This is a genomic window from Aeromonas sp. 603607 (assembly GCF_049171595.1).
GTDB classification, from domain to species: Bacteria; Pseudomonadota; Gammaproteobacteria; order Enterobacterales; family Aeromonadaceae; genus Aeromonas; species Aeromonas veronii.
The window spans coordinates 98,302-122,381 of record NZ_JAAKOV010000012.1; the positions used below are offsets into that span (position 1 = coordinate 98,302).

The following is a 24,080-nucleotide window of genomic DNA, read 5'->3' on the forward strand; positions in this document are numbered from 1 at the left end:
ATAATTGCCAACGTCTTGAGAGGCTTATCACATTTTTCAAGACAGCAGAACAAAGTGGCGCTATAATCGCCGCCTTTTTGCTATTCCGCGGTGTTAGCCGCCTGCCTTAATCTGGAAGAATCTATGTCTGATACCGAACAACTGCCCCTTTTTAGTGAGCTTGGACTGGCCGCGCCTGTATTGAAAGCGCTGCAGGACGTGGGCTATGAGCGCCCGTCACCGATCCAGGCCGCAGCAATTCCCCACCTGATGGCGGGACACGATCTGCTGGGGCAGGCGCAAACCGGTACAGGGAAGACCGCTGCTTTTGCCTTGCCTCTGTTGTCTCGTCTGGAAGCTGGTAACCGCAACACCCAGATCTTGGTGCTGGCGCCTACCCGCGAACTGGCGCTGCAGGTGGCTGAAGCGTGCCAACGCTATGCCCACCACATGCCTGATTTCCACGTGCTGCCGATCTACGGTGGTGCCTCCTACGAAACCCAGACCCGCGCCCTGCGTCGCGGTGCCCAGGTTGTCGTCGGTACTCCGGGCCGCGTGATGGATCTGATCCGTCGCAAGAACCTGGATCTCTCCGGCCTGAAAGCTCTGGTACTGGACGAAGCTGATGAAATGCTGCGTATGGGCTTCATCGACGACGTGGACTGGATCATGGAGCAGTGCCCGAGCTCTCGTCAGGTTGCTCTGTTCTCTGCCACCATGCCGGAGCAGATCCGTCGCGTGGCCCAGAAGCACCTGAAGCAGCCCAAAGAGATCAAGATCGCCTCCAAGACTGCTACCGCTACCACTATTCGCCAGCGTTACTGGCAGGTAACCGGTCTGCACAAGCTGGACGCCATGACCCGCCTGCTGGAAGTGGAATCCTACGAAGCCCTGCTGGTATTCGTACGTACCAAGAACGCTGCTGAAGAGCTGGCTGGCAAGCTGGCCGCCCGTGGTCACGCCTGTGAAGCGCTGCACGGCGACATCCCGCAGAAACTGCGTGAGCGTACCGTCGACAAACTGCGTCAGGGCCAGCTGGACATCCTGATCGCCACCGACGTGGTTGCCCGTGGTCTGGACGTTGAGCGCATCACTCACGTAGTGAACTACGACATTCCGTACGACACCGAATCTTACGTTCACCGTATCGGTCGTACCGGTCGTGCCGGTCGCAAGGGCGAGGCCATCCTGTTCGTGGCTCCGCGCGAGCGCCGCATGCTGCGCGCCATCGAGCACGCAACCCGTCAGGCCATCGAGCCGATGAAGATGCCGAGCACCGAGGACATCAACCAGCACCGTCTGGCCAAGTTCAAAGAGCGCATCCGCGAAACCATGATGGGCGAAGAGCTCGAGATCTACCACAACCTGGTAAACGAGCTGATCGAAGAAGATTCTGCCGATCCGCTGGAGCTGGCTGCTGCACTGGCCAAGCTGGTACAGGGCGACCAACCGCTGCTGCTGGATGACTCCATCCCGGATCCGCTGTTCAACAACAGCAACGATCGTGGTGGCTTCGAGCGTCGTGACTTCAACGATCGCGGCGGTCGTGACTTCGGTGACCGTGGCGATCGTCCGGCCCGTCGCATGCCGTCCCTGGAGCCGCGTCCGCTGAAAGACAACCCGGACGTGGAGATGGAGCGTTACCGCGTAGACGTGGGTGCCCATCACGGTGTCAAGCCGGGCCAGATCGTGGGCGCCATCGCCAACGAAGCGAACATCGAGAGCCGCTTCATCGGCAACATCGACATCGCTGACGACTTCTCCACCGTTGACCTGCCCAAGGGCATTAGCGCCGATGTGCTGGAAGTGATCAAGAAAGCCCGTGTTTGCCAGCGTCCGCTGCAGATCACTCGCTACACCGAGGTGCCGGCCGGTGGCAACACCAGCAGCCGTCCGCCGCGCGGTGATCGTCCGTTCCGTGGCGACCGTCCTTTCAACAAGGATCGCCGTCCGCAGGGTGACCGTCCGTTCAACAAGGATCGCCGCGAAGGTGGTTTCAACAAAGATCGCAAATTCGGTGGCAAGCGCCGCGAAAGCTGATTGCTGATCCCGTTATGAAGAAGGCCGCTCATTGAGCGGCCTTTTTTTGTGCCAGCCTCTCGCGAGGCGGTAAGGTGCTGGTGCGCCGAGGATAACAGGAAAACTGTGCTCAGAACCTTGTGGTGAGCGCTCAGGCTGCCATAAAGCTGTCATGCCGAGGAGATAGATGACGCCGACGTGGCATGCCTCACCATCGCCCTGAGGGGGGTTTGCTGGGTACCCGTCGCAGAGCGTTAGAAAAGGGGGGCATGCCGGCTAATGACACAAGGCGATGAGCAAGCCCATGCCCAACCAGCTGCTCCATGGGAAGTGCCGGGGAGGTGTTGCTCATACAGGCGATGGTCTGGCGAGAGTGCTCACCTGTTTTTGTCGTTGTTGCCGTTGTCGGCACCGATGTTTGTGTTTTCCGGAAAGCAAAAAACCGACCCTGAGGTCGGTTTTTTTAAATTTGGCGGTGAGGGAGGGATTCGAACCCTCGATACGTTGCCGTATACACACTTTCCAGGCGTGCTCCTTCAGCCACTCGGACACCTCACCAAATTTTCGTTCGCTGCGCTGTTGCGCTGGAACGGGGCGTAATTTAGGGGAAAGGACTGTGTGGGTCAACCTCTTTTCCCCTTATTTTTCATAATCTTTTCCGAATGCCTAACCCTTGTGCAGAATGCCGGTTTTTTAAACCGGATCAGGGCTTGTCGAGGATGATCAGACTGTCCGGCAGCTCGTTTTGATCCCGGGTGGCCGGGAAGGCGTCGGTCAGAATGGCGCTAACGCGCTCCACGCACTCCAGAAAACCCTGTTCGATCTCCTTGTTGCGCACTCGCGCCACGAAGTCGTCGATGATCTCCTGCCACTGGCCGTTGTCGATATGCTGGGCGATGCCGTCATCCACCAGTATTTCTACATAGTGCTCGGCGGCCGAGACGAAGATCAGCACCCCGAGCCGGTCGCGGGTGCGGTGCAGCCCTTGCTCGACAAATTGCAGGCGAGCCATCAGGGCCGCCCGGTGCTGGCGCACCTTTTTCGGGATGAGCCGCATCTTGATGGGGGTCCAGTGGAACAGCAGGCTCAGCAGCAGCCAGACCGACCACTGCACCAGCAGGATTTCGTACCAGCCGAGCCAGAAGCCGAGCTGGAACACCAGCAGCGGGGTGAGCATCGCCAGCAGCGCCGCCCAGAGGGTGGGAATGTAGCGATAGCCATCGCTGGCCGGGGCCAGCACGGTGACCAGTTCAGCATCAGTCTCTAGCTCCGCTTCGCGCACCTTGGCCTGAAGCGTGTGGAAGAACTGTTTAGAAATCATGATTTGTCTCTTTACTCCTGTTACCAGCCACCGGAGGCTCCGCCGCCGCCAAAACTGCCGCCGCCACCGCTGAATCCGCCGCCAGAGCGACCACCAAAGGAGCCGGCACCCAATCCACCGGCCATGTAGGCCGACCGACGTCGTCCTCCTGGCCCACCGCCACCACCGCCGCGCAGGTTGTGGAGCACGATCATCGCAATCACCACCAGAATAAACAGCAAGGGGCCGCCGCCGTTGTCACTTTTCGGCTGCTCGACCGGCTGATACTCTCCGGCGAGTGCCTTCATGATGCTCTGGCTGCCCGCCATGATCCCGGCCACCATATCGCCGCGTTTGAAGGCGGGCAGGATGCGGCCATGGATGATGTTGGCGGCGATGGCGTCGGGCAGGGCGCCTTCTAGCCCATATCCCACCTCGATCCGCACCTTGCGCTCATCCTGGGCGATCAGCAACAGCACGCCATTGTTTTTGCCTTTCTGGCCGATCCCCCAGTGGCGACCGAGCTGGTAGCCGTACTCCTCGATAGTCTCCCCATCGAGGCTGTCGACAGAGACCACCACCAGCTGGATACCGCTGCGCTTTTCAAAGGCGGCCAGCTGTTGGGTCAGTTGATGGGCCTGTTTGCGGGACATCAGACTGGCTTCATCCACCACCCGTCCGCTCAGCGTCGGGAAGTCCGGTGCCGCTTGCAGGGCACTGGCCCAGAGCAGCAGACAGGGAAGAAACCAGCGCAGCATCATCTTCATTGGAAGCTGACCTTGGGCGCCTCATCGGCACCGGGTTTGGCACTGAAACTGGGTTTGGCCTCCAGGTCCGAGTAGAGCAGCTTGGACCAGATGACGCCGGGGAAAGTGCGGATCTCGGTATTGAACTGGCGCACCGCCTCGATATAGTCGCGGCGAGCCACCGAGATGCGGTTCTCGGTTCCTTCCAATTGGGCCTGCAGGGCAAGGAACTGCTGATCCGCTTTCAGCTCGGGGTAGCGTTCTACCACCACCATCAGGCGGGAGAGGGCGCTGGAGAGCTGGTTCTGGGCCGCTTCAAACTCCTTGAGCTGGGCAGGGTCGCTCACCTGCACGCTGCCGACCCGGGCGCGGGCATCGGTGACCGCCTTTAGGGTCTCCTGCTCATGGCTGGCGTAGCCCTTGACGGTGGCGACCAGATTGGGAATGAGGTCGGCGCGGCGCTGATACTGGTTCTCCACCTGCCCCCAGCTTGCTTTAACCTGCTCATCCAGGGTCGGGATGTTGTTCATGCCGCAGCCGGTCAGGCCGAGCAGCAGGGTCAGGGTCAACAGGCTCTGCGTGGTTCTGCGCCAGAGTGATGTGGCCATCTTGTTGTTCTCCTTTGATATTTCGAGTCGATAGTGCGCCATGGATGGTGTACGACCAAGAGTGCACCACCATACCAGCTTGGGGTCAGTTGCCACAACGCGCAGGTAGCTCAGGTCGCTTGTTGATGCCGGAGACCTTGGGCAACTGGGGCTTGTCTTTGAGCCAGGAGGCCAGCTCTTCCCCACAGCCATTGCCGGGCGGAATGGGAGCCTGGGGCTCGCAATCTGGGCTGCCCACCGGGCAGCGCAGCCGCACGTGGAAGTGGCTGAAGTGGCCCACCCAGGGGCGTAGCTTGGCGACCCAGGGTTCGTTACCAGCCTGTTGGCAGACCGCGGATTTGATCACCGGATTGACGAAGATGCGGGCCACCTCGTGTTTGCTGGCCGCAAGCCGCAGCAGGGTGAGCTGCTGGGGGCCAAAGCGGCCCGGTAACATCTTGTAGCTGGGTTCGTCGATCAGCGCCCACTCCTTGGGGGCATCCTGCTCCCATTTGCTGATGGGGCGGTTGGCCATGCGAAACCAGATATCGGCATCAAGTCCGGTCTGATGGCTGCGATGGCCGGAGGTAAAGGGGCCGCCACGGGCCATCGCCAGATCGGCGATATAGAGATCCGGCAGCCCGGCCATGCGGGTCTGGTTGGCCAGCGCTTGCAGATAGTGGATGAGGTCGGGGTGGCCGTAGTAGCGTAGCCGCTTGGTGCGGATCACCTGATAACCCGGCCCTTCAAGGGGCAGGGATACGCCGTTTTTCAGGCACCCGGCGGCATAACCACCGATGGCTTCCGCTTGCAAGACAGTCGCCAGCAACAGGGACGTCAGCATGTGCGTGCTCCTTGTCTTGCTTCGAGTCGGCTCAGCAATACGAACAGACTCAAACATATAAATAAATAGGCCGCGGCCACCAGCAGCCAGACCTCGTAGACCAGTCCGCTGGAGTTGGCCATCTCGGTGCCGACGAAGGTGAGCTCCTGCACCGAGATAAGGGAAACGATGGCGGTATCCTTCACCAGCGCAATGAGCTGGCCGGTGAGGGGGGGGAGCATCAGCAGCATGGCCTGCGGCAGGATCACATGGCGCAGCCGCACCCAGGGAGAGAGCCCGAGGCTCTGCGCCGCCTCCCACTGGCCACGGGGGATGGCGGCCAGCCCGGCGCGGACGATCTCGGCGACGAAGGCTGCGCTGATCATGCCAACGCAGAGGGTGCCTGAGATGAGGTTCTCCCAGCGGGCTGGTGGGCCAAACAGCGCCTCTTGCCACGGGGAGAGTGATACGGTGCCGAGCCAGCGGGAGAGGCCGCTTGCAGGCAGCAGCTGGTTGGCGATAAAGAAGTAGAAGATGAAGATAAAGACCAGCGGCGGCAGATTGCGGATCAGCTGGATAAACAGGGTCGCGGGCATCACCAGCCAGGGTCGGCGGCTGAAGGCGGCTACCCCCAGCGCAGTGCCGAGCAGCAGCGCCAGCACCATGCCGAGCAGGGCGATGCGCAAGGTAGTGAGCAGACCGCTGAAAAAGTAGGGCAACTCGCCGTGAGGGCCTGGGGTGAACAGCAGATCGAAGGCCTCATGCCAGCGCCACTGATAGGCCACCCCGATGTGCAAGCGGCTGGCCAGCCAGAGGCCAGCCAGCAGCAGGATCAGGGCGATCGCCCCATCCAGCCAGTTGATGTTCCGACATGGCTCCCGGACGATGCGCCGGATGGTCTGTTTGAGGGCCATCAGCATCAGGGATTGGCGACCTGCGCTTCCCATGCCAGCGACTTGAACCAGTAGTCATGGCGCGCCTTGAGCCAGCCATCGGCCTGACGGGCGGCGATCCACTCGTTGAACTGCTCAGCCAGGGCATCATCCCCCTTGCGCAGGGCAAAGCCTTCATCGCCTTGTGCCAACGGCTCGGCAAACGGCATAAAGAGGGCATCCGGGTGGCGCAGCGCCTCTTGCTCGGGTTTCGGGGAAGAGGAGAGGGCGCCGTGGGCGCGGCCGTTCAGCACCTCCTGAAATACCTGTGACTCGTCATCGAACTGGCGCAGGGTGGCCTTGGGGAAGTGTTCTTTTGCCACCTGTACCGGTGAGGCGCCACGACGTACCGCCAGGATCACCCCGCGCTGGTTGAAGTCCGCCACGGTTTTCTTCTCTTTGGCCAGGGTGCTGGAGGCGGCCAGCTGCACCCCCGAATGGGAGTAGGCCTGGGTGAAGCGCACGCTCTTCTCCCGCTCGGGGGTGATGGTGAGGCCGCCGATGATGACGTCATATTTTTTCGCCAACAGGGAGGGGATGATGCCATCCCAGGCGGTAGGCACGAACTCTACCTGCCAGCCGTTATCTGTGGCGAGGCGACGGGCCACGTCAATCTCGAAACCGATCAGGGCCCCCTGCTTGTCGCGCATCGCCCAGGGTGCGAAGGTGGACATGCCGACCCGCAGGGTACCGCTCTGCTCGATCTGCGCCTGGGTGTCGGAGGGGGCAGTTTCTGCCAGTGCCGGAGTGAGCAGGCTTGCCAGCAGCAGGGCTGCGCCCGACAGGGTGGTCTTGAATGACAGATTCATGGTTAGCGTCCTTGTTGATCCGGATTCAGGTGACGGGCCAGTGCCCGCGAACAGGTTGACAGCGTCAGGGTTAACAGCAAATAGAGGGCAGCTACGGTAAACCACACCTCAAAGGTCAGAAACGTATCGGCAACCAGAGTACGCCCTTCGTTGGTCAGATCGAAGATGGCGATCACACTCACCAGCGCCGAATGTTTGATAAGGGAGACCAGCTCGTTGGTGAGCGGCGGCAAGGTGATGCGCACCAGCTGGGGCAGGATCACCTTGCGCAGGGTGATGGTTCGCGACAAGCCAAGCGACTGGGCTGCCTCCCACTGTCCTTTGGGAATGGCCTGTACGCCTGCACGCAGCACTTCGGCGGTGAAAGCGCCCTGATAGAGGGAGAGGCTCAACACGGCGCAGGCAAGGGGGGCCAATCCCAGCATGGGGCCCAGCAAGAAATAGAGAATATAGAGCTGCACCAGCTGGGGCGTGGTGCGCACCAGCGCCAGATAAGCGATGGCGAGCCATGGGCCGAGCCGGGAGGGGAGCAGCCGCAGGCTGACCACGCACACCCCGACCGCCAGAGTGCCCAACAGGCTGAGCAGCGCCACCTGCAAAGTGACCAGCAGGCCGTTTAGCAAGGGGCCGGCATAAAAGGTTCCCTCATCCCACTCGCCGAGAAAGGGCAACACCCGCGGCCACTGCCACTCATAGCCCATCTGGCGAGCGCCGCTATAGAGCGCCCAGCCCAGTAGCGCAGAGAGCATCACAGTGCCCGACAGCCAGCCAAGCAGGCGGGGGCGATTGAGCCTAGCCATGATAGCTAAGCACCTGTTCGAGGAAGGCCCGGGTTCGCGGGTGCCGGGGGGCGTTGAACAGCTGGGCGGGCGGGGCTGACTCGATGATTTTCCCCTCATCCATAAAGAGCACCCGATCCGCCACCTGACGGGCAAAGCCCATCTCGTGGGTGACGCAGATCAGGGTCATCCCCTCGTCAGCCAGCTCGCGGATTACATCGAGCACTTCGCGGATCATCTCGGGGTCGAGGGCGGAGGTGGGCTCGTCAAACAGCATCAGCTCGGGTTGCATGCAGAGGGAGCGGGCGATGGCGACCCGCTGCTGCTGGCCGCCGGAGAGCTGGTGGGGGTACTTGTCGGCCTGCGCCTGAATGCGCACCCGCTCGAGCAGTCCGAGCGCCCGGGCTTTGGCCTCCTGAGGGCGCAACCCCAGGGTATGCACCGGCGCCACCATCAGGTTTTCCAGCACCGTCATATGGGGGAAGAGGTTGAACTGCTGAAACACCATGCCGACCCGGCCTTGCAGGCGACGCAGGTAGGCGGGGGTCACCGGCTCGCCAAACAGGAACAGCTGGCCGTCGTCGATCCCCTCCAGCCCGTTGATGGTGCGGATCAGGGTCGATTTTCCCGAGCCTGACGGGCCACAGATGACCCACTTCTCTCCCCGTTCAATAGTGAGATCGATGTGATGAAGAGCCTGAAAATCGCCATAGAATTTGTCGACGCCACAAAAGCGCACACAGGGTTGCGAGCTGGTCAAGAAGCGGGTTCCACTGAGAATCATTTACGCCATGGTATTGATTTTATAGGGGGATGACAAAGAAAACCCCCTTGTCAGCATCCTGATGGCTATTCACAATGACGCCATTTCGTGATGACAGGAGCTTTTCATGCGTATTACATCCTTGCTTGCCGGTTCGCAGGTGCAGCTGTTGATGCCGCCAGCGGTGCGCTATCGCTGCGTCATTTTTCTGCTGTTGCTGGTGAGTTGGGGCGTGGTGGCGGCCTCCTTGTGGGATGGCTGGGGCGCCATGGCGCTGCTCAACTGGGTGGGCGTGGTCTTTGGTGGCATCACCGGGATCATGGTTTCGCTGCCCCGCAGCTGGCAGCCCTGGCGCCTGGCGGAGCTGGGGTGGGACGAACAGCATATCTATCTGCTCAATGGCAACAAGGATGAGGCGCTGGCGCTGCCCCGCAACCAGCTGGTGGCGCTTGAACGGGAGCGGCGAGTGGGTCACGACGGCCAGTGGCTCGACTTCAGCCTCGATCTGCAGCTGAGTGAAGAGGAGCTGGCGGCGGCCATGGCCTTGCTGGATCTCAAGGCGGGGGAGCTGCATCTGGTGAGCCCGTCTGTCTATCGCTTCGGCTTTAAACGGGCCTGGCACGGTCGCCGGATGCTGGCGCAACGGTTGTCAGATCTGCAAGCGGCCTGAGTCGACTATTTTCTCGACAATTCCCGACAAAGCTCAGATACTGCCAGTGACTCGAATTGATCTTGTCTGCACTGTTAACCCAAGAGATCAATCACTTGACGACAGTGTGGAGAAGGCCACGGCATGAAGCCATGGCAGGTCCGGCATAGGGGTTGTGCCCTTACCGTTATGCTGGGAATTGCATAGAGAAGGCACCTTGAATCGAGAGTGGATGGCATGAAGATTTACGTAGGAAATCTGTCGTACCGGATGACGGCCGACGAACTGAAAACCCTGTTCAGCCAGTTTGGACAGGTCGACAAGGTTGATATCATCATCGACCGCGATACCGGCCAGTCAAAGGGGTTTGGTTTTATTGAAATGCCGGTCAATGGTGATGCCGAAAAGGCCATCGCTGGTCTGCATGGCACAGAAGTCGGTGGCCGTACCATCACCGTCAACCAGGCCAAACCGAAGACAGATGCTCCCCGTGGTCGCCCGCAACAGCGCCACCGCTAAGGTACCTCGGCAATAAAAAAACGGCATGGGTTTCCCCCATGCCGTTTTTGTTTCTGGACGTTTTGCTGTTATCAGGGGACGTCGTAACCGAGCGCCGCCTTGCGGATGCGGAACCACTGCTGGCGGTTAAGCTCGACAGATTCGGCGGCCACGGCGGCAGCAATCCGCTCCCGTTTGCCGGAGCCAATCAATGGCAGCGGCTGGCTTGGCAGCATCATTACCCAGGCGTAGACCACCTGCTCGATAGTTTGGGCGCCCACTTCCTGACGGATCTGCTCCAGTTCGGCACGCAGCGGGGCATAGGCGTCATCGCTGAACAGTCGGCCGCCGCCGAGACATGACCAGGCCATCGGCTTGATGCCAAGCTGCTGGCACTGATCCAGGGTACCATCGAGGGTCCCTTCCTGATGGAGCGGCGAGATCTCCAGTTGGTTGGTGACCAGCGGGAAGGGGAGGCGCGATTGCAGCAGCTCGAACTGTCGGGCGGTGAAGTTGGATACCCCGGCGTGCTTGATCTTGCCCGCCTGTTTCAGGGTGATAAAGGCGTCGGCCACTTCATCTGCGTTCATCAGGGGATCCGGGCGGTGGATCAGCAGCAGGTCCAGATGGTCGGTGCCGAGCTTGCGCAGCGAGGCTTCGGCGCTGGCGATGATATGGTCCTTGCCGGTGTTGTAGTGGTTGAGAGCATGCTCCGGCTTGGCGGTGAGGGCGATACCGCACTTGGTGACGATCTCCATCCGGCTGCGCAGGGAAGGCTCGAGGCGTAGGGCGTGACCAAAGGCCTCTTCGCACTGGTAGCCACCATAGATATCGGCGTGATCGATGGTGGTGACCCCCAGATCCAGATGATATTTCATCAGATCGAGCAGAGCGGCCGGAGAGACCTGCCACTCCATCAGGCGCCAGTAACCCATGATGAGGCGAGAGAAGGTGGGGCCTTGCTGATGCAGGGCGACACGGGATACAGACATGGTTGACTCCTTGAAAAACACGATGCGAAAACGATGTGCAACATAGATGACTGCGGGCATCTTGGCCTCATGTGGCTGGCAAAGCAATAATGGGCAGTGGCATGATTCGAACTTTGGTTCTGATCGCAGAGTAGGAGAGAGAGTTGGATGGAAGGATTTGCCGAGCGCTTGCAGAGCCTGATCGGGGAGATGAGCGTGAGCGCGTTTGCCCGCAAGGTAGGGCTCAGTGAAGCGCTGATCCGCAAATATTTGAAAGGGGCCGAGCCCGGCCTGGCGCGGGCCAACCAGATCGCCATGGGGGCCAACTGCTCGCTGGAGTGGCTGGCAACCGGCTGCGGTTATCTCTACCGTCAGGCGGAAGTGGTAGACAGGGAGGCGCTGGCAGCGGCGCAGCTACTGCTGGGCGAGCAGCAACCCGGGGTGGGGCTGCCCGATAAGGAGGCACTGGTCACCCTGCTCGCCTATTACCAGTTTTTGCGCACCCACAAGAAAGCAGACGGTTTTCTCGACTTGGCGCTGGCGCGGGAGTTTGGTCGCCATCTGGGGGAAGCGTGATGAGGGGCATATTACCCTTTGGTCGTGTCACGGCCGGTTGATTATTCTGATACGCTCTAAGCAAGATAACTCTCCATGGAATGGGCGATGAGCTACTTGATCCTCGGAAGTGGTGCGCTGGGCTCGGCGCTGGCAAGAGAGCTGATGGCAAGGGGGGAGTCCTTCCTTCTGGCCGGGCGCACCTATCCAAAAGGGATCGAGATGGGGGCTTTCTTCCCGCTGCAAGAGGTGGACGCCATCTCGTTCGACGCCCTGTTTACCCTCTACGACACCGATCCGCTTCCCACTGTGGTAATCAACACCATCGGCCTGTTGCACGATGTCAGCTTTATGCCGGAGCGGCGGATCGAAGAGGTGCACCCCAAGTGGCTGTGCGACAGCCTGCTGGCCAATGCCTGGCCAACACTGGCGCTGGCTGCCCGTTTCAGTCGGTTGATGGGCAATGACCATCCGCTGTGGTTGTGTGCCATCTCTGATCTGGCGGGCTCCATCACCTCCAATCTGGAGGGGGGGCGTTACAGCTACCGGATGAGCAAGGCGGCCCTCGACATGGGGGTGAAAACTCTGGCCCTCGAGTGGGCGCAACGTTTCCCGCAAGCGGGGGTGGTGGCGGTGGCGCCCGGCTTGATGGACTCCCCGATGAACACCCCCTTTCTGAGTGAGTTGCCTGCGGAGCAATTGCAGGAGCCTGCCGAGGTGGCGGTGAAACTGCTCAATCTCATCAAGGGGTTATCGTTGACCCAATCGGGTCAGCTACTGGATCTCAACGGTCAGCCGCTGCCTTGGTAAATCCCGCCTGCGGGTTCTATGGACGTCTATTGGCTTCACATTCTGCTCATGCGCCCCTTGCCAAGCGAGGGGCGCATGGCTAACGTCACTCTCCTGTTTCAGGAGGGATCTCATGCGCTATATCGATTTACGAAGTGACACCGTCACCCAGCCTACTGACGCCATGCGTCAAGCCATGCTCCACGCCGAAGTCGGTGACGATGTCTATGGTGAAGATCCGGGCGTCAACGCGCTGGAGGCCCATGGGGCCAGATTGCTGGGCAAACAGGCGGCGCTGTTTGTGCCATCGGGCACCATGTCCAACCTGTTGGCGGTGATGAGCCATTGTCATCGTGGTGAGGGTGCCATCCTCGGCAACGCCGCTCACATCTATCGCTACGAAGCGCAGGGGAGTGCCGTGCTGGGCTCCGTGGCCCTGCAACCCTTGCCGATGCAACGCGACGGCACGCTGGCATTCGATGATATCAAGGCCGAGCTGGCCCCTGATGATGCCCACTTCGTCCAGACTCGCCTCATCTGTCTTGAGAACACCCACAACGGCAAGGTGCTGCCGCTCCCCTATCTGCAAGAGATGGGGGCATTTGTTGCTGAACGTGGCTTGAAGCTCCATCTCGATGGCGCACGGCTTTTTAACGCCGCCGTGGCCAGCGAGACCCCGGTCGAGGTGATCGCCGCGCCATTTGACAGCATCTCGATTTGTCTCTCCAAGGGGTTGGGCGCACCGGTGGGCTCGCTGCTGGTGGGCAGTCACGACTTCATCGCCCGTGCGCGCCGACAGCGCAAGATGCTGGGGGGCGGCATGCGCCAGGCGGGCATTCTGGCGCAAGCCGGTCTGTTTGCCCTCGAGCAGCACGTGACCCGTCTGGCCGATGATCACCGCCGTGCCAAGCGGCTGGCCGAAGGGTTGGCTGCACTGCCTGGCATCGAACTCGACCTCTCGCTGGTGCAGAGCAATATGGTGTTTCTGCGACTGCGTGAGGGGGAATCAGCCCCTCTGCTGGCCTTTATGAAGGAGCGGGGGATCCTCTTTTCCGGTTACGGTGAGCTGCGACTGGTGACCCATCTGCAGATCAACGATGACGATATTGAAGAGGTTATCGACGCTTTCACCGAGTATCTCGGGGCGCGTTGAGACGGCTTGGTGATGTAGCCGTTATCCCGATATTTGTTGATACCGAAACAACAGAGGGCGCCGCGGCGCCCTCTGTTGTTTGCAGCAAACTTAAGCCTGCCGCTGGCCGCTCATCAGCATGGCCTCATCGGTGGCGTCGTAGATCATCACCGCGATATGGGTCACCTGACCGCCGAAATCGGCCAGTGGTACCAGCGTCAGGTTCTGGAACATGTGGGGGGCCGAGCCGGTAATGGGGCGATAGTTGGAGAAACGCAGCAGGTAGGGCTTCTGTTCCCAGGTGCTGAAGGCGCGGTTGTTGAGCTTGAAGACCATGTTGGCCTTGCGCTCGAACCAGGCTCTGTCCACATCGGGGAAGAGCTCGAACAGTAGGCCATCGCGCACGTCACTGGCCAGTCGGCCGCTGTGGCTCTCCATAAAGCCGTTCCACACCTGTATCTTGTACTCCTTGTCAAGCACCACCAAGCCTACGTCCAGGTTCTGGACTATGTTCATCAACCAATGAAATTCACGGATTTCCATAGTCACTCCTAGAGCATGTGCATGATTTTGTTGTTCATGGTGGCGATGGAATCTTCGGTAAACAGCAGCAGCAGATCACACTGCACCGCGTAATCCTGGATCCGGTAGTTGATCTCGATGGCGAGCGTGCGGCGCCAGCGACTCTTGTTGGTGTGGATCAGTTCGTTGATGGGTCTGTGCTGGCCGAGCACCACTGGGTGTCCCTGACTGAAGGGGGTGTCGAGCTGGTTGGCATAGCCGCGCAGGAAGGCGCCTATCAGCACGTTGGCGGTATCCATCAACAGCTCCAGTTCGGCGGTGCGATCCAGCGTCCCCTGATGGTTCATCAGCTTGGCCAAATCTTTGAAGCTGGAGTCATGGAACAGGATCAGCGCTTCGCCGGCGATCCCCGCCCCGATAAACCCCTGACAGACGGCGGAGAGGGTATCCGAGTCGGCGGCGGCAGAAAGGGCCATGTGCAGCTCGGAGACCTCCAGCACGTTGACGTTGGGGATAGGCAGTACCACGAAGGCGTTGAGCAGACGAGCCAGCAAATCGGCGGCCTGACCCATGGAGACGTTGGCCAGCTCCTGATAGACATCGCGGATTTCGGGGGTGATCTTGACGCCTGCATCGGCTACCACTCCGTTTGGCTGCTGCTCGGGGGCGCTTGGTTGACCGCTCGGGGTGGCACTCCAGAAATCATGCTTTTTGAGCAGGGCGAGCAGGGTTTCTGGGGCGGCAGGTTTCTTGATGAAATCGAGCGCCCCTAGCCCCATGACCCGTTGATAGGCCTCTGGTTGGATATCCCCGGAGACCACGATCACCTTGTTGCGTAGACCCTCCCGTTGGAGGGTCTCCAGCACGCCGTAACCGTCCATTTCCGGCATGGTCAGATCGAGAAAGATGAGATCCCCATGGCCCATCAGCACCTGTTCGATCCCTTCAAGGCCATTCGCCGCATAGTGCAAATCGACTTTCCAGTCAGCCGGTAGCGCTCGTGCCAGCTGTTTGCGGGCGAACCCGGAGTCATCACATATCAATACATTCATGGCGTTAGGCAGGCTCTGTTGGCAAGGATTGCTATAAGTGTGGCCCGCTAACAGTCAGATGCAATGTGGGAGGTTGTCACCCTGTGAAAATTGGTTATCCCATTGCCGGTTACGATAGCGTGCGGAGTATTTCTCAACAAATTCAGCGAACATCTTAACACGCAACGGGGCGAACTGGTGCTGGCAACACAACATGTAGAAGGGGCGATTGCCGGTCTGCCAGTCGGTCAGTACCGGTACCAGCTGCTCGTCATGGAGGAAGCTGCTCAGATAGTGCAGCGGGGCGTTGACTATCCCCAGATGACGCCGGGCTGCGCGCACGGCGGCCTGAGTCTGGTTGACGGTCAGTTTGGCGCTGCGTTTGATGCAGATGTTCTGGCCATCCTTGTCGGTCAGTTGCCAGTGCTGGTGTGGCCAGCAGTAGATGAGATCATGTTCTTCCAGCTGGCTGGGGTGGGAGGGGGTTCCCTTCTTGGTCAGATAGAGTGGCGAGGCAAACAGGCCGTACTCGATATGACCGAGACAGATCGCATTGGGCAGCGACTGGGGCAGCTCACCGTTGAAGAACACCAGATCCCGATCATTGTCGAACAGGTGCTGGTGATCATTGGTCTGGGTGATATCGAACTGTACCTCGGGATAGTGCAGCCCGAATTCGGCCAGCATATCGATGAGGATGGTGTTGGAGAGCGCGATCGGCGCGGCTATCCGGATAAGCCCGGTGATGTCTGCTTCTTTACCCCGGATCTCGCTGGTGGCCTGCTCGATTTGTGCAAGCGGTGTGCAGAGACGCTCGTAGTATCTGAGCCCTTCATCAGTAAGACGGAGTTTACGGGTAGAGCGATGTAGCAGGGTGCAACCCAGTTGCTCTTCCAGCTGGGAAATGCGTCGACTGATGGTGCCTGTTGGCATGCCCAGTGCGGCTGCAGCATGGGAGAATCCTCCCTCTTGCACCACCTTGACGAACAGGTAGAACTCTTCGATGTGCTTCATAAACGCTGTTCTGGGTGTAACAAGGGGGCAACCATAAAAAGAGCCTTATCGCTTGGCAAGGGTAATTCAGCGTTTAATTGATCTGGATTCGATTTCTACTGATACCAGTTTAAATTTTCAATTGTTCTCGAATGAGGATTATTTTCTGCGCCACAGTCATTGTTGCGAGATGTCACCCGTTAGCTCAAGAGAGAGAGGCGACATGGTATGACTACAATACGAACCATCCTCAGGCAAAAAGAGGATCGTGCTGGTCAAGAGCAGTTCTTTTTTTCGGCGATGTGAATGTGATGACAGTCGCATATTCATCATGCCGGTCTGGAGAAGGTAGATATTCGGTTTTGAGGTATTTAAGTTCCTTGTTAAGTCGCTATTTGGGGCCGGTTTTGCTCTTTTTTGTCTGTTTATTCAACGCGCTGGTTAATAAATGAAAGTTTTACGAGGGAAATGCCGGCACTTTTTTTAGTTGACTTTGTTATCAGTAAATAAGTGTTTGTTGTGAATCGTAAAAATGTTTTTTGAAGTATCCAGAGTGCAATTCTTAGTGCTTGTTTTTGCTGGGAAAAAAAGTTAAAAACGAACGAGAGATTTGTTCTGATTGACAGGAGTATTGGCTGAGTCCTTTTTTCTGTGGCTGGATTGGCTCTCCTGTTGTTGATTTCTGAAATCAGTTATCTGCTTTTGGCCATCGCGAGAAATAGTGGCCGAGAGGTGTTTTCACCTTGCATTCTGCATACGGCGGTTTGCCCATTTGTTTTCCGGTTCACCAGTGACCATCCAGCATGAATGACTTTGACCAGATGAATACGCTTGACGAACGGTTACTGAAGACAATGGATGTTCTACATACCCCTATCTGGGTCTATGACATCGAACATCACCATATTTTCTGGGCAAACCGCGCAGCACTTCCCCTCTGGGAGGCCACCTCCCTGGACGAGCTCTGTTCCAGGGATTTTTCGGCTGATATGGCCACAGCCATAGCGCTGTTGTTGCAACGCTACCTCGGTGATTTTCAGCAGGGGCGAAGTTACAACGAGTGGTGGACTATCTCCCCAAAGGGGGTCAAGAAGCAGATCTATCTACGCCTCTCCGGGATTCAGCTGGCTGGCCGTCTGATGATGATGACCGAGGCGGTGCTCGACTCCGATACCCTCTATCAGGAGTCCTCGCTGGCAACCGGTGATACCCTGGCCTGCCTGTTCGATAGCAATGGCGCGTTCGAAAGCGGCAACTATCACTTCGAGATGTGTTTCGGTCACCGGATCGCCACGCTCTCCCAGGTTTTTTCCGGTAGTGACGACAGTTTTTACCAGAAGCTCTCCCGACTCGATGAAGTAGTGACCGAAGGGGAGTGCCGAACCCTCAAGGGGATGCGCTGGTTCCAGTATCAGTTCCGCTATATCCAGCAAGGAGCACGGATCCTGCTTACCATGCGCGATATTACCGATCGTAAACTCGAGGAGCTGGAGCATCGCCACCTCGCTTGGCATGACTCCCTGACCGGCCTGCTCAACCGTTATGGCTTGATGAAATCTCTCGAGGCCTATTGCGGGTTGGGGGAGCGTTTCGCGCTGGTATTCATGGATCTGGACAACTTCAAGCTGGTCAACGACAACTACGGCCATAAGGCGGGAGACCGCCTGCTGGAGCGGGTTGCCGGTCGCCTCAAACAGATTTGCCCCCGCGATGTTGAGCTGGCCCGTCTTGGCGGGGACGAGTTTACCGCGTTGGTTCCCTTGGGAAACCAGAGCGAACGAGCCCAGGATGTGGCCGATCAGATGCTCTCCCAGATGACCAAGCCGCTGCAACTGAGCGGTCTGCCGGAGGTAACCATCGGCGGCAGTATCGGCATTGCCATCTATCCCGATGATGCGGACGATGGTGATAACCTCATCACCCGCGCCGATATGGCCATGTATCAGGCCAAGCAGATGGGGCGGCTGCGCTGGCAGCGTTTTACCCCCAGCATGCAGCAGACCCTGCAGCGCAAGCTCAATCTCAAGCAGTTTCTGGCCAAGGCTATCGGTCGTCAGGAGCTGAGCCTCTGTTACCAGCCACAGGTCGATGTCGCCAAACGGCGTCTGATCGGTTACGAGGCGCTGCTGCGCTGGTATAACCCGGTGCTTGGCCATGTCTCGCCAGTGGAATTTATCCCCCTTGCCGAAGAGATGGGGCTGATCCGCGAGATCGGCAGCTGGGTGCTCTCTACCGCGCTTGCCCAAATGGCCAGTTGGAAGAAGCGCCTCCATCACCGGGTGCCAGTTTCCGTCAACCTCTCTGGTTTCCAGCTCTCGTCGGCACTGCCCGGGCAAGTGCGCCAGCAGCTGGAGCTGCACGGGGTGGATGCCTCCCTGTTGACGCTGGAACTGACCGAAACTGTGCTTATGCTGGATATGAAGGGGTGCCTCGATATTCTCGATGACTTGAGTGAACTGGGGATCAAGATTGCCATCGACGATTTTGGTACCGGCTACTCATCCCTTGCCTATCTCAATCGCCTGCCCATCGATACGATCAAGCTGGATCGCTCTTTCGTGGTCGGCCTCAACCTGCCGGTGATCCGGGCGACCGCCGCCATGGCCACCAATCTGGGTTTGGGGATCATGGCAGAAGGGGTGGAGGAGCCTCACGAGCTGGCCGCACTGCAGACCCAGGGGTGCCATGTGTTCCAGGGATATCTGTTCAGCAAGCCGCTGACGGTGGCACAAGTCGAGGCGAGCGGTTTCGTGGTGGAGTGTCAGGTTGGGCGTTATCCACTGTTAGATGCCGTAATGGCAGAGTAACAAGTGTGCGTTAGACCACAACTTGGGATTTTATTCCGTAATATTTAATCAAAATTAATCATTATTTTGCGATCGGTCATGAGACGGATTGGCTGGAGTTGCTAGCATGCGACCTCATTTCTAGGGAAAGGAGTATTGCAATAATGAGTCATGCTGCTGTCAATGACCGTCCGGCCAGCCCTCCCAAGGGTTGGCTGAACCGTTTCCTCAATGGCGTCGAGAAAGCCGGGAACAAATTACCCGACCCCGCCATGCTGTTCCTCTATGCCTTGCTGATCGTCTGGGTCGGCTCCTGGGTGTTGTCACAATTCCAGTTTGATCTGGTCAACCCCCGTACCGGGGAGGCGGTAGTGGTCAACAACCTGCTGACCGGTGCCGGTCTGGCCGAGTTTCTCTCCACTATGGTGACCACTTTCACCGGCTTTGCCCCGCTGGGGATCGTGCTGGTGGCTATGCTCGGGGTTGGGGTGGCCGAGCAGTCCGGTTTTATCAATACCGGTCTGAAAAAGTTGCTCAAAGTGACGCCTGCCCGTTTCCTCACCCCCATGCTGATCCTGGTAGCGATCGTCAGCCACACCGCCGCAGATGCGGGTTATGTGCTGGTGATCCCCATCGGTGGCATCATCTTCCACGCTGCCGGACGCCATCCGCTGGCGGGGATCGCCGCTGCCTTTGCCGGTGTCTCCGGCGGTTTTGCCGCCAACTTCCTGCCCTCCGGCGGGGATGCGTTGCTGCAGGGCTTTACCCAGTCCGCCGCTCAGTTGCTCGATCCTGACTACATGGTCAACACCCTTTGCAACATCATCTTTACCGGAGCCTCTTCGCTGCTGATCATCTGCGTCGGCTGGTTCATTACCGAAAAGGTGGTTGAGCCGCGCCTCAAGCATGTGGCGCTCAACGAGGATCTGGAGAGTGCCGACGAGATGGGGCGCTACAGCGCGCAAGAGAGCCGAGCCTTCAACTGGGCCGGGTTTGCCATGCTGGCGGCTATCGTGCTGCTGGCGCTGGCGCTCTCCCCGAACGATTCCCCGCTGCGTGCTGCCGATGGCTCCCTGACTACCTTCGCTGCCCCCGTGATGAAGTCCATTGTACCGCTCATCTTCCTGCTCTTTATCCTGCCCGGGATTGTCTACGGCTTTGTCGCAGGCAGCTTCAAGAGCGGCAAGGATGTGATCGACGCCATGTCGGCCACCATGAACAAGATGGGCTCCTACATGGTGATGGCTTTCTTCTGCGCGCTCTTTATCAAGGCGTTTGGTGACTCCAATCTGGGCACCCTGCTGGCCCTCTCCGGTGCCGAAGTGCTCCATGCGCTGGCGCTGCCCGGTGAGGTGACTATCGTCGGGATGATCCTGCTCACCGCCACCGTCAATCTGGTAGTCGGCTCGGCCTCCGCCAAGTGGGCGCTGATCAGCCCGATCCTGGTGCCCATGTTGATGGCGGTGGGGATCTCCCCCGAGCTGACCCAGGCGGCCTATCGGGTCGGGGATTCTGCTTCCAATATCATCACCCCGCTGATGGTCTTCTTCCCGCTGGTGGTGGTCTATTGCCAGCAGTATGTGAAGAGCACCGGGATTGGCACTCTGGTCTCCATGATGCTGCCCTACTCACTGGCCTTCCTGGTGAGCTGGACCATCTTCCTGCTGCTCTACTGGGCGCTCGGCTTCCCGCTCGGGTTGCAAGCCCCTTACGTCTATCCGGCCCCTTAAGCTGGGTGTGCGAGGGAGCCTTGGGCTCCCTCGTTTTTTTCGCTATGGTGTTACCTCATTTTGGAGGTGCCATGAATCAGACCATCGATCTTATCCTTTCCCATCGCTCCATTCGTCAGTTCACTGCCGAGCCGATCGTCCCGCAGCAGCTGGATGTCATTCTCGCCGCCGCCCAGTCCGCCTCGACCTCGAGCTTTTTGCAGGTGACCAGTATTGTGCGAGTCAGTGAACCCGAGGCGCGTCAGCAGCTGGCCATGCTGGCGGGCAATCAACCCTATGTGGTGCAGGCGGCCGAGTTTCTGGTGTTCTGCGCCGATTACCATCGTCACAGCCAGATCGTGCCCGAGGCCCAGACCGGTTATGCGGAGCAGTTGCTGATCGGGGTCTATATCGGCGGCATTCGCAACCATCCTGCCGAGGTGAGCGAGCTACTGGGCTTGCCCCATCAGGTGATCCCGCTGTTTGGCCTCTGCCTTGGCCACCCTGCCCAGCAGCCGGAGCAGAAACCCCGCCTGCCCAGGGGATTGGTGGTGCATCAGGAGCGCTACCAGCACGAGCTGGATCGCGACCTGCTGGCCCGGTACGATCAGCAGATCGCGGACTACTATCAGGCCCGCAGCAGCAACAACAAACAGCAGACCTGGAGTAGCCAGATCCGCGCCATTCTGGGCAAGGAGTCCCGCCCTTTCATGCTGGGATTCCTGCAATCGCGGGGCTTTAACCTCAAGTAATGGCGCTGATGGGCGATACTATGGGAGTGATGACCACCATGGTCATTTTCCCGTGATCCTGAAATCTTTCCCTGAGACCGGGTATACAGCTTGGCGACAAATCGTGGGCAAGGGGGGGATCTACAGGCTACCTTAAGTCGATAAGCTGTTGTAGGATCACGCAATTGGATTGGGACAGGGGTTTGGACATCCTATGATTTTAACTTTGGTATTGCTGTCTATCGGCGCGCTCCTGTTTTTGGTTATCGCCTATAACGTGGTACAGCAATATAAGCAGAAGGCGGAGGCTGAAAAGCGTCACGCCGTTGCCAGACACAAGACGGTAGCCGACGAGACCGAAGAGGTACTGCTGAACGTCAATCTGGTGCCTTTCTCCAAAAACATGGTGTTGCTGTTGCAGCACCGGATCCTTGATGCCTATCGCGCCATCGCCCAGGTGATGCCCAACAACCAGATCAAGCAGCGCATCGCCGATGTGCAGATCCAGATCAAGAACGTGCAGGAAAATTACAGTGCGCAGGATGAGGGGCACTTCAAAACCCCCGAGTCTGATCGTCAGGCGATCCAGATGTTGCAGCTGGTAAAAAAGCTACGTGCCGTACTGCGTGTCGAGCACAACAAGGGCAAAATTGATCCGCAGGGGTTTGCTCAGGAAGATCGTCGTCTCGAGCTGATGCAGCTCAAAATCAACATCTCGAATCTGGTCAAGCGGGCGATGGATGCCCGCATTCAGGGCCAATATGGTACTTGCCGCCAGCTCTATACCAAGGGGTTGTCGGCAATGGCCAGCATTGGCGACAAGGATCCCTATCTGTTGGCTCGTGAAGAGGATATGCGTCAGGGGCTCAAGGAGCTTGAAGAGCTGCAGCAGCAAAACAGCGCGCAGGATCTGCAAAACATCAAGGACAAGGAAGCCGACGAGCTCGATGTCCTGTTTCAACCCAAGAAGAAATGGTAAGCATGTCCCACCCACTCGATTCCACACTGGGGCCAATGGCCCCATTTGTTTCTCAGCTGTTGACCGAACTGGCCGCTGCTGGCGTCACATTTTCCCAGCCAACGGTCGATCACCTCTGTTATCGGGCGGCGACCTTGCAGGAGTACCGCGCGCTGTGTGCTGTATTGGCTGAAGCGGGCTCCTTGCTGGTGGAGGGTATGATTGGCGGACGTCCCATCGCCACTTATCAGTTGCATCAGCTGCTGTTGGCTGGTGAGGTACAGGTACCCTGTATCGAGCTGGCTGCACCGAAACCGGGTCGCGTCCATCAGGCGGGGCTGGAACATATCGAGCTGGTGGTTACTTCACTGCAAGATCTGGTAGCGCGCTATCCCGAGCTGCCATTCAAAACCGGCAACATGCAGGATACCCGCAACCCCGATATTGGCCTGATGTTGCCTTCCGGCCAGATCAAGTTTCATCTGCGCCCGCTGGCTGAGGTGATCGCCGAAGAGGTGGCGACCGGTGCTGTGGTCGCGGTGCCTGCGGATTATTTCGATCAGGAGTGCTCCTGCTCTAAATGCGGTGCGAGCCTGACAGGCTCTTGAATAACGCAGCAAAAGGGGTCACCGGTGTGACCCCTTTTGTTATCTGGCGGTGCTGGGTTGCGAGATCGCCATCTGCTCGTGGGTGACCCTGTTTGCGCTGAGCCTGTTACCCGTGTCGGTGGGGGTGCTGGGCGGGCTGTGGCGATTGGCTTCGCTGCTTGAGACGGCCGAGCCAGAGGCTCAAGCCTGCCGTCAGGATGAGGACCAGTTCAATTCCCATGACCAGACCGCCCAGCTCGCCTTGCTCCCAGAAGGGGTGCAGGTAAAGTCCCCCCAGACTCGCCCCCAGATAGTAGGCCACCAGATAGAGGGAGGAGGCGAGGGCCCGGTTGTGTTCGACATGATGACCCACCCAGGCACTGGCACAGGCGTGAGCCAGGAAAAAACCGAAGCTGGAGACCAGCAAGCCGCTCAGGATCCCGAGCAGACTGCCCTGCAGCAGCCACAGACTGCCGATAGCCATCAGCGCGATCCCCACTAGCAGCATCCGTTGTGCCCCCCAGCGGTTGGCAAAGCGGCCGCTCAAGGAGGAGGCTACAGTCCCCGAGAGATAGGTGAGAAACAGCATGCCGAGCCATTGGGTGGGCAGGGAGAAGGGGGGCTTGGCCAGCAGGAAGGTGAGGTAGCTGAACTGGTTCAGAAACACCATAAAGTTGAGGCCGCCAATCAGATAGGCCCCTACCAGCAAGGGATTGGTCAGGTGTTGTTGCAAGGCGCGAGCAAATTGGCCGCGAACGGGGGCGCTCGCCACAAAGCGGGTCTGATGGGGCAGCAGCCAGAAGACCAGCGGCAGCAGTGACAGGCTGATCACTCCAATCCCCAGAAAGGTATGCTGCCAGTCGCCAAACCAGCCTGCCAATAGGCCGCCTACCACCCGACCGGCAATGCCACCGAGGGAGTTGGCGGCAATATAGACCCCCACCGCCGAGAGCAGCGCCCGTTTGCTGAACTCTTCCCCCATATAGGCAATCGCGGTCGCGGGCAGCCCTGCCAGCAGCGCGCCCTGCAGGATGCGCAGCAACAGCAGGGAACCAAACTGCTCAACCAGCGGGATTAACAGTGAGAGCAGGATCGCCAGGGTGAGTGTCCCCAGCATGACTTGCCGACGGCCATGGCGATCCGCCAGTCTGGCGCAGATCAGCAGGGAGGCGGCGAGGCCTGCAGTGCATCCTGCCAGGGTCCAGCTGGCCGAGAGGGAGTTGACCGAGAAGACTTCGGCAATCAGGGGTAACAGGGGATGGGTCTGGTAGAGGTTCAGAAACACCAGAAAAGAGCCCAGGCTGAGGGCCAGGGTTGCACGTATCCACTCGCGACTTCCAACTTCAATCATTGCGTATTGTCCTGACTACTTTTGGTCAGGGTAGAGTCCTTGCGGTTATAAATATAATATATTTAAGTTATCTATCTCATA

At 58.9% G+C, this 24,080-nt stretch carries 24 protein-coding genes and 1 tRNA gene; 11 read left to right on the plus strand and 14 right to left on the minus strand.

All coding sequences use genetic code 11. The annotated features are described in order from the left end of the window. The first annotated feature begins 123 nt into the window (after nucleotides 1-123). Nucleotides 124-2,019: a DEAD/DEAH box helicase gene (locus tag G5315_RS12850; RefSeq protein ID WP_199258754.1), complete on the plus strand. Its 1,896-nt coding sequence runs from the start codon at nucleotides 124-126 to the stop codon at nucleotides 2,017-2,019. Between the two features lie 449 nt (nucleotides 2,020-2,468). Here the strand turns inward: G5315_RS12850 and G5315_RS12855 are convergent. The 9 genes from G5315_RS12855 to G5315_RS12895 form a co-directional block, all read right to left on the minus strand. Beyond that, a tRNA-Ser gene (locus G5315_RS12855) sits at nucleotides 2,469-2,556 on the minus strand. Nucleotides 2,557-2,701: 145 nt separating this feature from the next. Further along, nucleotides 2,702-3,319: a TPM domain-containing protein gene (locus G5315_RS12860; protein ID WP_005337196.1), complete on the minus strand. Its 618-nt coding sequence runs from the start codon at nucleotides 3,317-3,319 to the stop codon at nucleotides 2,702-2,704. A gap of 20 nt (nucleotides 3,320-3,339) precedes the next feature. Then, complete coding sequence (locus G5315_RS12865) at nucleotides 3,340-4,065, minus strand: TPM domain-containing protein (RefSeq protein ID WP_227342552.1); 726 nt, start codon at nucleotides 4,063-4,065, stop codon at nucleotides 3,340-3,342. Continuing rightward, nucleotides 4,062-4,652 (minus strand): LemA family protein, encoded by a 591-nt coding sequence (locus tag G5315_RS12870; protein ID WP_005346564.1) that lies wholly within the window; start codon nucleotides 4,650-4,652, stop codon nucleotides 4,062-4,064. The genes G5315_RS12865 and G5315_RS12870 overlap by 4 nt, the downstream gene beginning before the upstream one ends. A gap of 85 nt (nucleotides 4,653-4,737) precedes the next feature. Next, nucleotides 4,738-5,475, minus strand: a complete 738-nt coding sequence (gene mepA / locus G5315_RS12875; RefSeq protein WP_227342556.1) for a penicillin-insensitive murein endopeptidase — start codon at nucleotides 5,473-5,475, stop codon at nucleotides 4,738-4,740. Beyond that, nucleotides 5,469-6,374 carry an amino acid ABC transporter permease gene (locus G5315_RS12880; RefSeq protein WP_323935409.1) on the minus strand — a complete coding sequence of 302 codons (906 nt, stop codon included), beginning with the start codon at nucleotides 6,372-6,374 and terminating at the stop codon, nucleotides 5,469-5,471. Before G5315_RS12880 ends, mepA begins: the two co-directional genes overlap by 7 nt. Then, complete coding sequence (locus G5315_RS12885; protein ID WP_019444714.1) at nucleotides 6,374-7,195, minus strand: transporter substrate-binding domain-containing protein; 822 nt, start codon at nucleotides 7,193-7,195, stop codon at nucleotides 6,374-6,376. The genes G5315_RS12880 and G5315_RS12885 overlap by 1 nt, the downstream gene beginning before the upstream one ends. Before the next feature lie 2 nt (nucleotides 7,196-7,197). Continuing rightward, nucleotides 7,198-7,995: an amino acid ABC transporter permease gene (locus G5315_RS12890; RefSeq protein ID WP_421333157.1), complete on the minus strand. Its 798-nt coding sequence runs from the start codon at nucleotides 7,993-7,995 to the stop codon at nucleotides 7,198-7,200. Continuing rightward, a complete protein-coding gene (locus G5315_RS12895) occupies nucleotides 7,988-8,758 on the minus strand; it encodes an amino acid ABC transporter ATP-binding protein (protein WP_019444712.1) in 771 nt (256 codons plus the stop codon). The genes G5315_RS12890 and G5315_RS12895 overlap by 8 nt, the downstream gene beginning before the upstream one ends. A gap of 106 nt (nucleotides 8,759-8,864) precedes the next feature. Here G5315_RS12895 and G5315_RS12900 point away from each other — a divergent pair, with 106 nt between their 5' ends. Continuing rightward, nucleotides 8,865-9,407, plus strand: coding sequence for a hypothetical protein (locus G5315_RS12900; RefSeq protein WP_216978991.1), 543 nt, complete (start codon nucleotides 8,865-8,867; stop codon nucleotides 9,405-9,407). 216 nt (nucleotides 9,408-9,623) lie between these two features. Continuing rightward, nucleotides 9,624-9,905, plus strand: coding sequence for an RNA recognition motif domain-containing protein (locus G5315_RS12905; RefSeq protein WP_005337180.1), 282 nt, complete (start codon nucleotides 9,624-9,626; stop codon nucleotides 9,903-9,905). 71 nt (nucleotides 9,906-9,976) lie between these two features. On the opposite strand, the gene G5315_RS12910 is transcribed toward G5315_RS12905, so the two are convergent. Beyond that, nucleotides 9,977-10,876, minus strand: a complete 900-nt coding sequence (locus G5315_RS12910; RefSeq protein WP_421333158.1) for an aldo/keto reductase — start codon at nucleotides 10,874-10,876, stop codon at nucleotides 9,977-9,979. Between the two features lie 147 nt (nucleotides 10,877-11,023). Between G5315_RS12910 and G5315_RS12915 the strand changes: the two genes are divergently transcribed. From G5315_RS12915 to ltaE, 3 genes are all read left to right on the plus strand, one after another. Further along, nucleotides 11,024-11,431: a helix-turn-helix domain-containing protein gene (locus G5315_RS12915; RefSeq protein ID WP_204477339.1), complete on the plus strand. Its 408-nt coding sequence runs from the start codon at nucleotides 11,024-11,026 to the stop codon at nucleotides 11,429-11,431. An 87-nt stretch (nucleotides 11,432-11,518) separates the two neighbouring features. Continuing rightward, nucleotides 11,519-12,220 (plus strand): short-chain dehydrogenase, encoded by a 702-nt coding sequence (locus G5315_RS12920; protein ID WP_204477337.1) that lies wholly within the window; start codon nucleotides 11,519-11,521, stop codon nucleotides 12,218-12,220. 112 nt (nucleotides 12,221-12,332) lie between these two features. Continuing rightward, a complete protein-coding gene (gene ltaE, locus G5315_RS12925; RefSeq protein ID WP_421333159.1) occupies nucleotides 12,333-13,352 on the plus strand; it encodes a low-specificity L-threonine aldolase in 1,020 nt (339 codons plus the stop codon). A 90-nt stretch (nucleotides 13,353-13,442) separates the two neighbouring features. Here ltaE and G5315_RS12930 read toward each other — a convergent pair whose 3' ends face one another. The 3 genes from G5315_RS12930 to G5315_RS12940 are packed head-to-tail and all read right to left on the minus strand — an operon-like array spanning nucleotide 13,443 to nucleotide 15,898. Further along, nucleotides 13,443-13,874, minus strand: coding sequence for a PAS domain-containing protein (locus G5315_RS12930; protein ID WP_042055615.1), 432 nt, complete (start codon nucleotides 13,872-13,874; stop codon nucleotides 13,443-13,445). An 8-nt stretch (nucleotides 13,875-13,882) separates the two neighbouring features. After that, on the minus strand, nucleotides 13,883-14,905 hold the full coding sequence (locus G5315_RS12935) for a response regulator (RefSeq protein WP_042055618.1): 1,023 nt from the start codon (nucleotides 14,903-14,905) through the stop codon (nucleotides 13,883-13,885). 54 nt (nucleotides 14,906-14,959) lie between these two features. Continuing rightward, the gene (locus G5315_RS12940) at nucleotides 14,960-15,898 is read right to left on the minus strand and encodes a LysR family transcriptional regulator (RefSeq protein ID WP_421333160.1); all 939 of its coding nucleotides are present in this window, start codon (nucleotides 15,896-15,898) and stop codon (nucleotides 14,960-14,962) included. 833 nt (nucleotides 15,899-16,731) lie between these two features. On the opposite strand from G5315_RS12940, the gene G5315_RS12945 reads away from it, so the two are divergent. The 5 genes from G5315_RS12945 to G5315_RS12965 all read left to right on the plus strand — a co-directional run bounded on the left by G5315_RS12945 (nucleotide 16,732) and on the right by G5315_RS12965 (nucleotide 22,669). After that, entirely contained in the window at nucleotides 16,732-18,684 is a 1,953-nt protein-coding gene (locus tag G5315_RS12945) for a putative bifunctional diguanylate cyclase/phosphodiesterase (protein ID WP_421172599.1), read from the plus strand. Nucleotides 18,685-18,827: 143 nt separating this feature from the next. After that, complete coding sequence (locus G5315_RS12950) at nucleotides 18,828-20,393, plus strand: AbgT family transporter (protein WP_216953385.1); 1,566 nt, start codon at nucleotides 18,828-18,830, stop codon at nucleotides 20,391-20,393. Between the two features lie 71 nt (nucleotides 20,394-20,464). Further along, entirely contained in the window at nucleotides 20,465-21,124 is a 660-nt protein-coding gene (locus G5315_RS12955) for a nitroreductase family protein (protein ID WP_421333161.1), read from the plus strand. 193 nt (nucleotides 21,125-21,317) lie between these two features. Beyond that, nucleotides 21,318-22,082 carry a DNA repair protein gene (locus tag G5315_RS12960; RefSeq protein WP_216953387.1) on the plus strand — a complete coding sequence of 255 codons (765 nt, stop codon included), beginning with the start codon at nucleotides 21,318-21,320 and terminating at the stop codon, nucleotides 22,080-22,082. Then, complete coding sequence (locus G5315_RS12965; protein WP_421333162.1) at nucleotides 22,076-22,669, plus strand: VOC family protein; 594 nt, start codon at nucleotides 22,076-22,078, stop codon at nucleotides 22,667-22,669. Before G5315_RS12960 ends, G5315_RS12965 begins: the two co-directional genes overlap by 7 nt. A 106-nt stretch (nucleotides 22,670-22,775) precedes the next feature. On the opposite strand, the gene G5315_RS12970 is transcribed toward G5315_RS12965, so the two are convergent. Continuing rightward, nucleotides 22,776-23,999, minus strand: a complete 1,224-nt coding sequence (locus tag G5315_RS12970; protein WP_421251428.1) for an MFS transporter — start codon at nucleotides 23,997-23,999, stop codon at nucleotides 22,776-22,778. Nucleotides 24,000-24,080 lie beyond the last annotated feature (81 nt).

What these genes read in the sequence shown, in the direction of transcription:
- G5315_RS12915 (WP_204477339.1), top strand. Translation starts at nt 11,024, where the DNA reads ATGGAAGGATTTGCCGAGCGCTTGCAGAGCCTGATCGGGGAGATGAGC.
- G5315_RS12945 (WP_421172599.1), top strand. Translation starts at nt 16,732, where the DNA reads ATGGATGTTCTACATACCCCTATCTGGGTCTATGACATCGAACATCAC.
- G5315_RS12910 (WP_421333158.1), bottom strand. Translation starts at nt 10,876, where the DNA reads ATGTCTGTATCCCGTGTCGCCCTGCATCAGCAAGGCCCCACCTTCTCT.
- G5315_RS12935 (WP_042055618.1), bottom strand. Translation starts at nt 14,905, where the DNA reads ATGAATGTATTGATATGTGATGACTCCGGGTTCGCCCGCAAACAGCTG.
- G5315_RS12950 (WP_216953385.1), top strand. Translation starts at nt 18,828, where the DNA reads ATGAGTCATGCTGCTGTCAATGACCGTCCGGCCAGCCCTCCCAAGGGT.
- G5315_RS12870 (WP_005346564.1), bottom strand. Translation starts at nt 4,652, where the DNA reads ATGGCCACATCACTCTGGCGCAGAACCACGCAGAGCCTGTTGACCCTG.
- G5315_RS12930 (WP_042055615.1), bottom strand. Translation starts at nt 13,874, where the DNA reads ATGGAAATCCGTGAATTTCATTGGTTGATGAACATAGTCCAGAACCTG.
- G5315_RS12940 (WP_421333160.1), bottom strand. Translation starts at nt 15,898, where the DNA reads ATGAAGCACATCGAAGAGTTCTACCTGTTCGTCAAGGTGGTGCAAGAG.
- G5315_RS12905 (WP_005337180.1), top strand. Translation starts at nt 9,624, where the DNA reads ATGAAGATTTACGTAGGAAATCTGTCGTACCGGATGACGGCCGACGAA.
- G5315_RS12880 (WP_323935409.1), bottom strand. Translation starts at nt 6,374, where the DNA reads ATGCTGATGGCCCTCAAACAGACCATCCGGCGCATCGTCCGGGAGCCA.
- G5315_RS12955 (WP_421333161.1), top strand. Translation starts at nt 20,465, where the DNA reads ATGAATCAGACCATCGATCTTATCCTTTCCCATCGCTCCATTCGTCAG.
- G5315_RS12970 (WP_421251428.1), bottom strand. Translation starts at nt 23,999, where the DNA reads ATGATTGAAGTTGGAAGTCGCGAGTGGATACGTGCAACCCTGGCCCTC.
- G5315_RS12960 (WP_216953387.1), top strand. Translation starts at nt 21,318, where the DNA reads ATGATTTTAACTTTGGTATTGCTGTCTATCGGCGCGCTCCTGTTTTTG.
- G5315_RS12860 (WP_005337196.1), bottom strand. Translation starts at nt 3,319, where the DNA reads ATGATTTCTAAACAGTTCTTCCACACGCTTCAGGCCAAGGTGCGCGAA.
- G5315_RS12885 (WP_019444714.1), bottom strand. Translation starts at nt 7,195, where the DNA reads ATGAATCTGTCATTCAAGACCACCCTGTCGGGCGCAGCCCTGCTGCTG.
- ltaE (WP_421333159.1), top strand. Translation starts at nt 12,333, where the DNA reads ATGCGCTATATCGATTTACGAAGTGACACCGTCACCCAGCCTACTGAC.
- G5315_RS12865 (WP_227342552.1), bottom strand. Translation starts at nt 4,065, where the DNA reads ATGAAGATGATGCTGCGCTGGTTTCTTCCCTGTCTGCTGCTCTGGGCC.
- G5315_RS12850 (WP_199258754.1), top strand. Translation starts at nt 124, where the DNA reads ATGTCTGATACCGAACAACTGCCCCTTTTTAGTGAGCTTGGACTGGCC.
- G5315_RS12900 (WP_216978991.1), top strand. Translation starts at nt 8,865, where the DNA reads ATGCGTATTACATCCTTGCTTGCCGGTTCGCAGGTGCAGCTGTTGATG.
- G5315_RS12895 (WP_019444712.1), bottom strand. Translation starts at nt 8,758, where the DNA reads ATGATTCTCAGTGGAACCCGCTTCTTGACCAGCTCGCAACCCTGTGTG.
- G5315_RS12965 (WP_421333162.1), top strand. Translation starts at nt 22,076, where the DNA reads ATGGTAAGCATGTCCCACCCACTCGATTCCACACTGGGGCCAATGGCC.
- mepA (WP_227342556.1), bottom strand. Translation starts at nt 5,475, where the DNA reads ATGCTGACGTCCCTGTTGCTGGCGACTGTCTTGCAAGCGGAAGCCATC.
- G5315_RS12920 (WP_204477337.1), top strand. Translation starts at nt 11,519, where the DNA reads ATGAGCTACTTGATCCTCGGAAGTGGTGCGCTGGGCTCGGCGCTGGCA.
- G5315_RS12890 (WP_421333157.1), bottom strand. Translation starts at nt 7,995, where the DNA reads ATGGCTAGGCTCAATCGCCCCCGCCTGCTTGGCTGGCTGTCGGGCACT.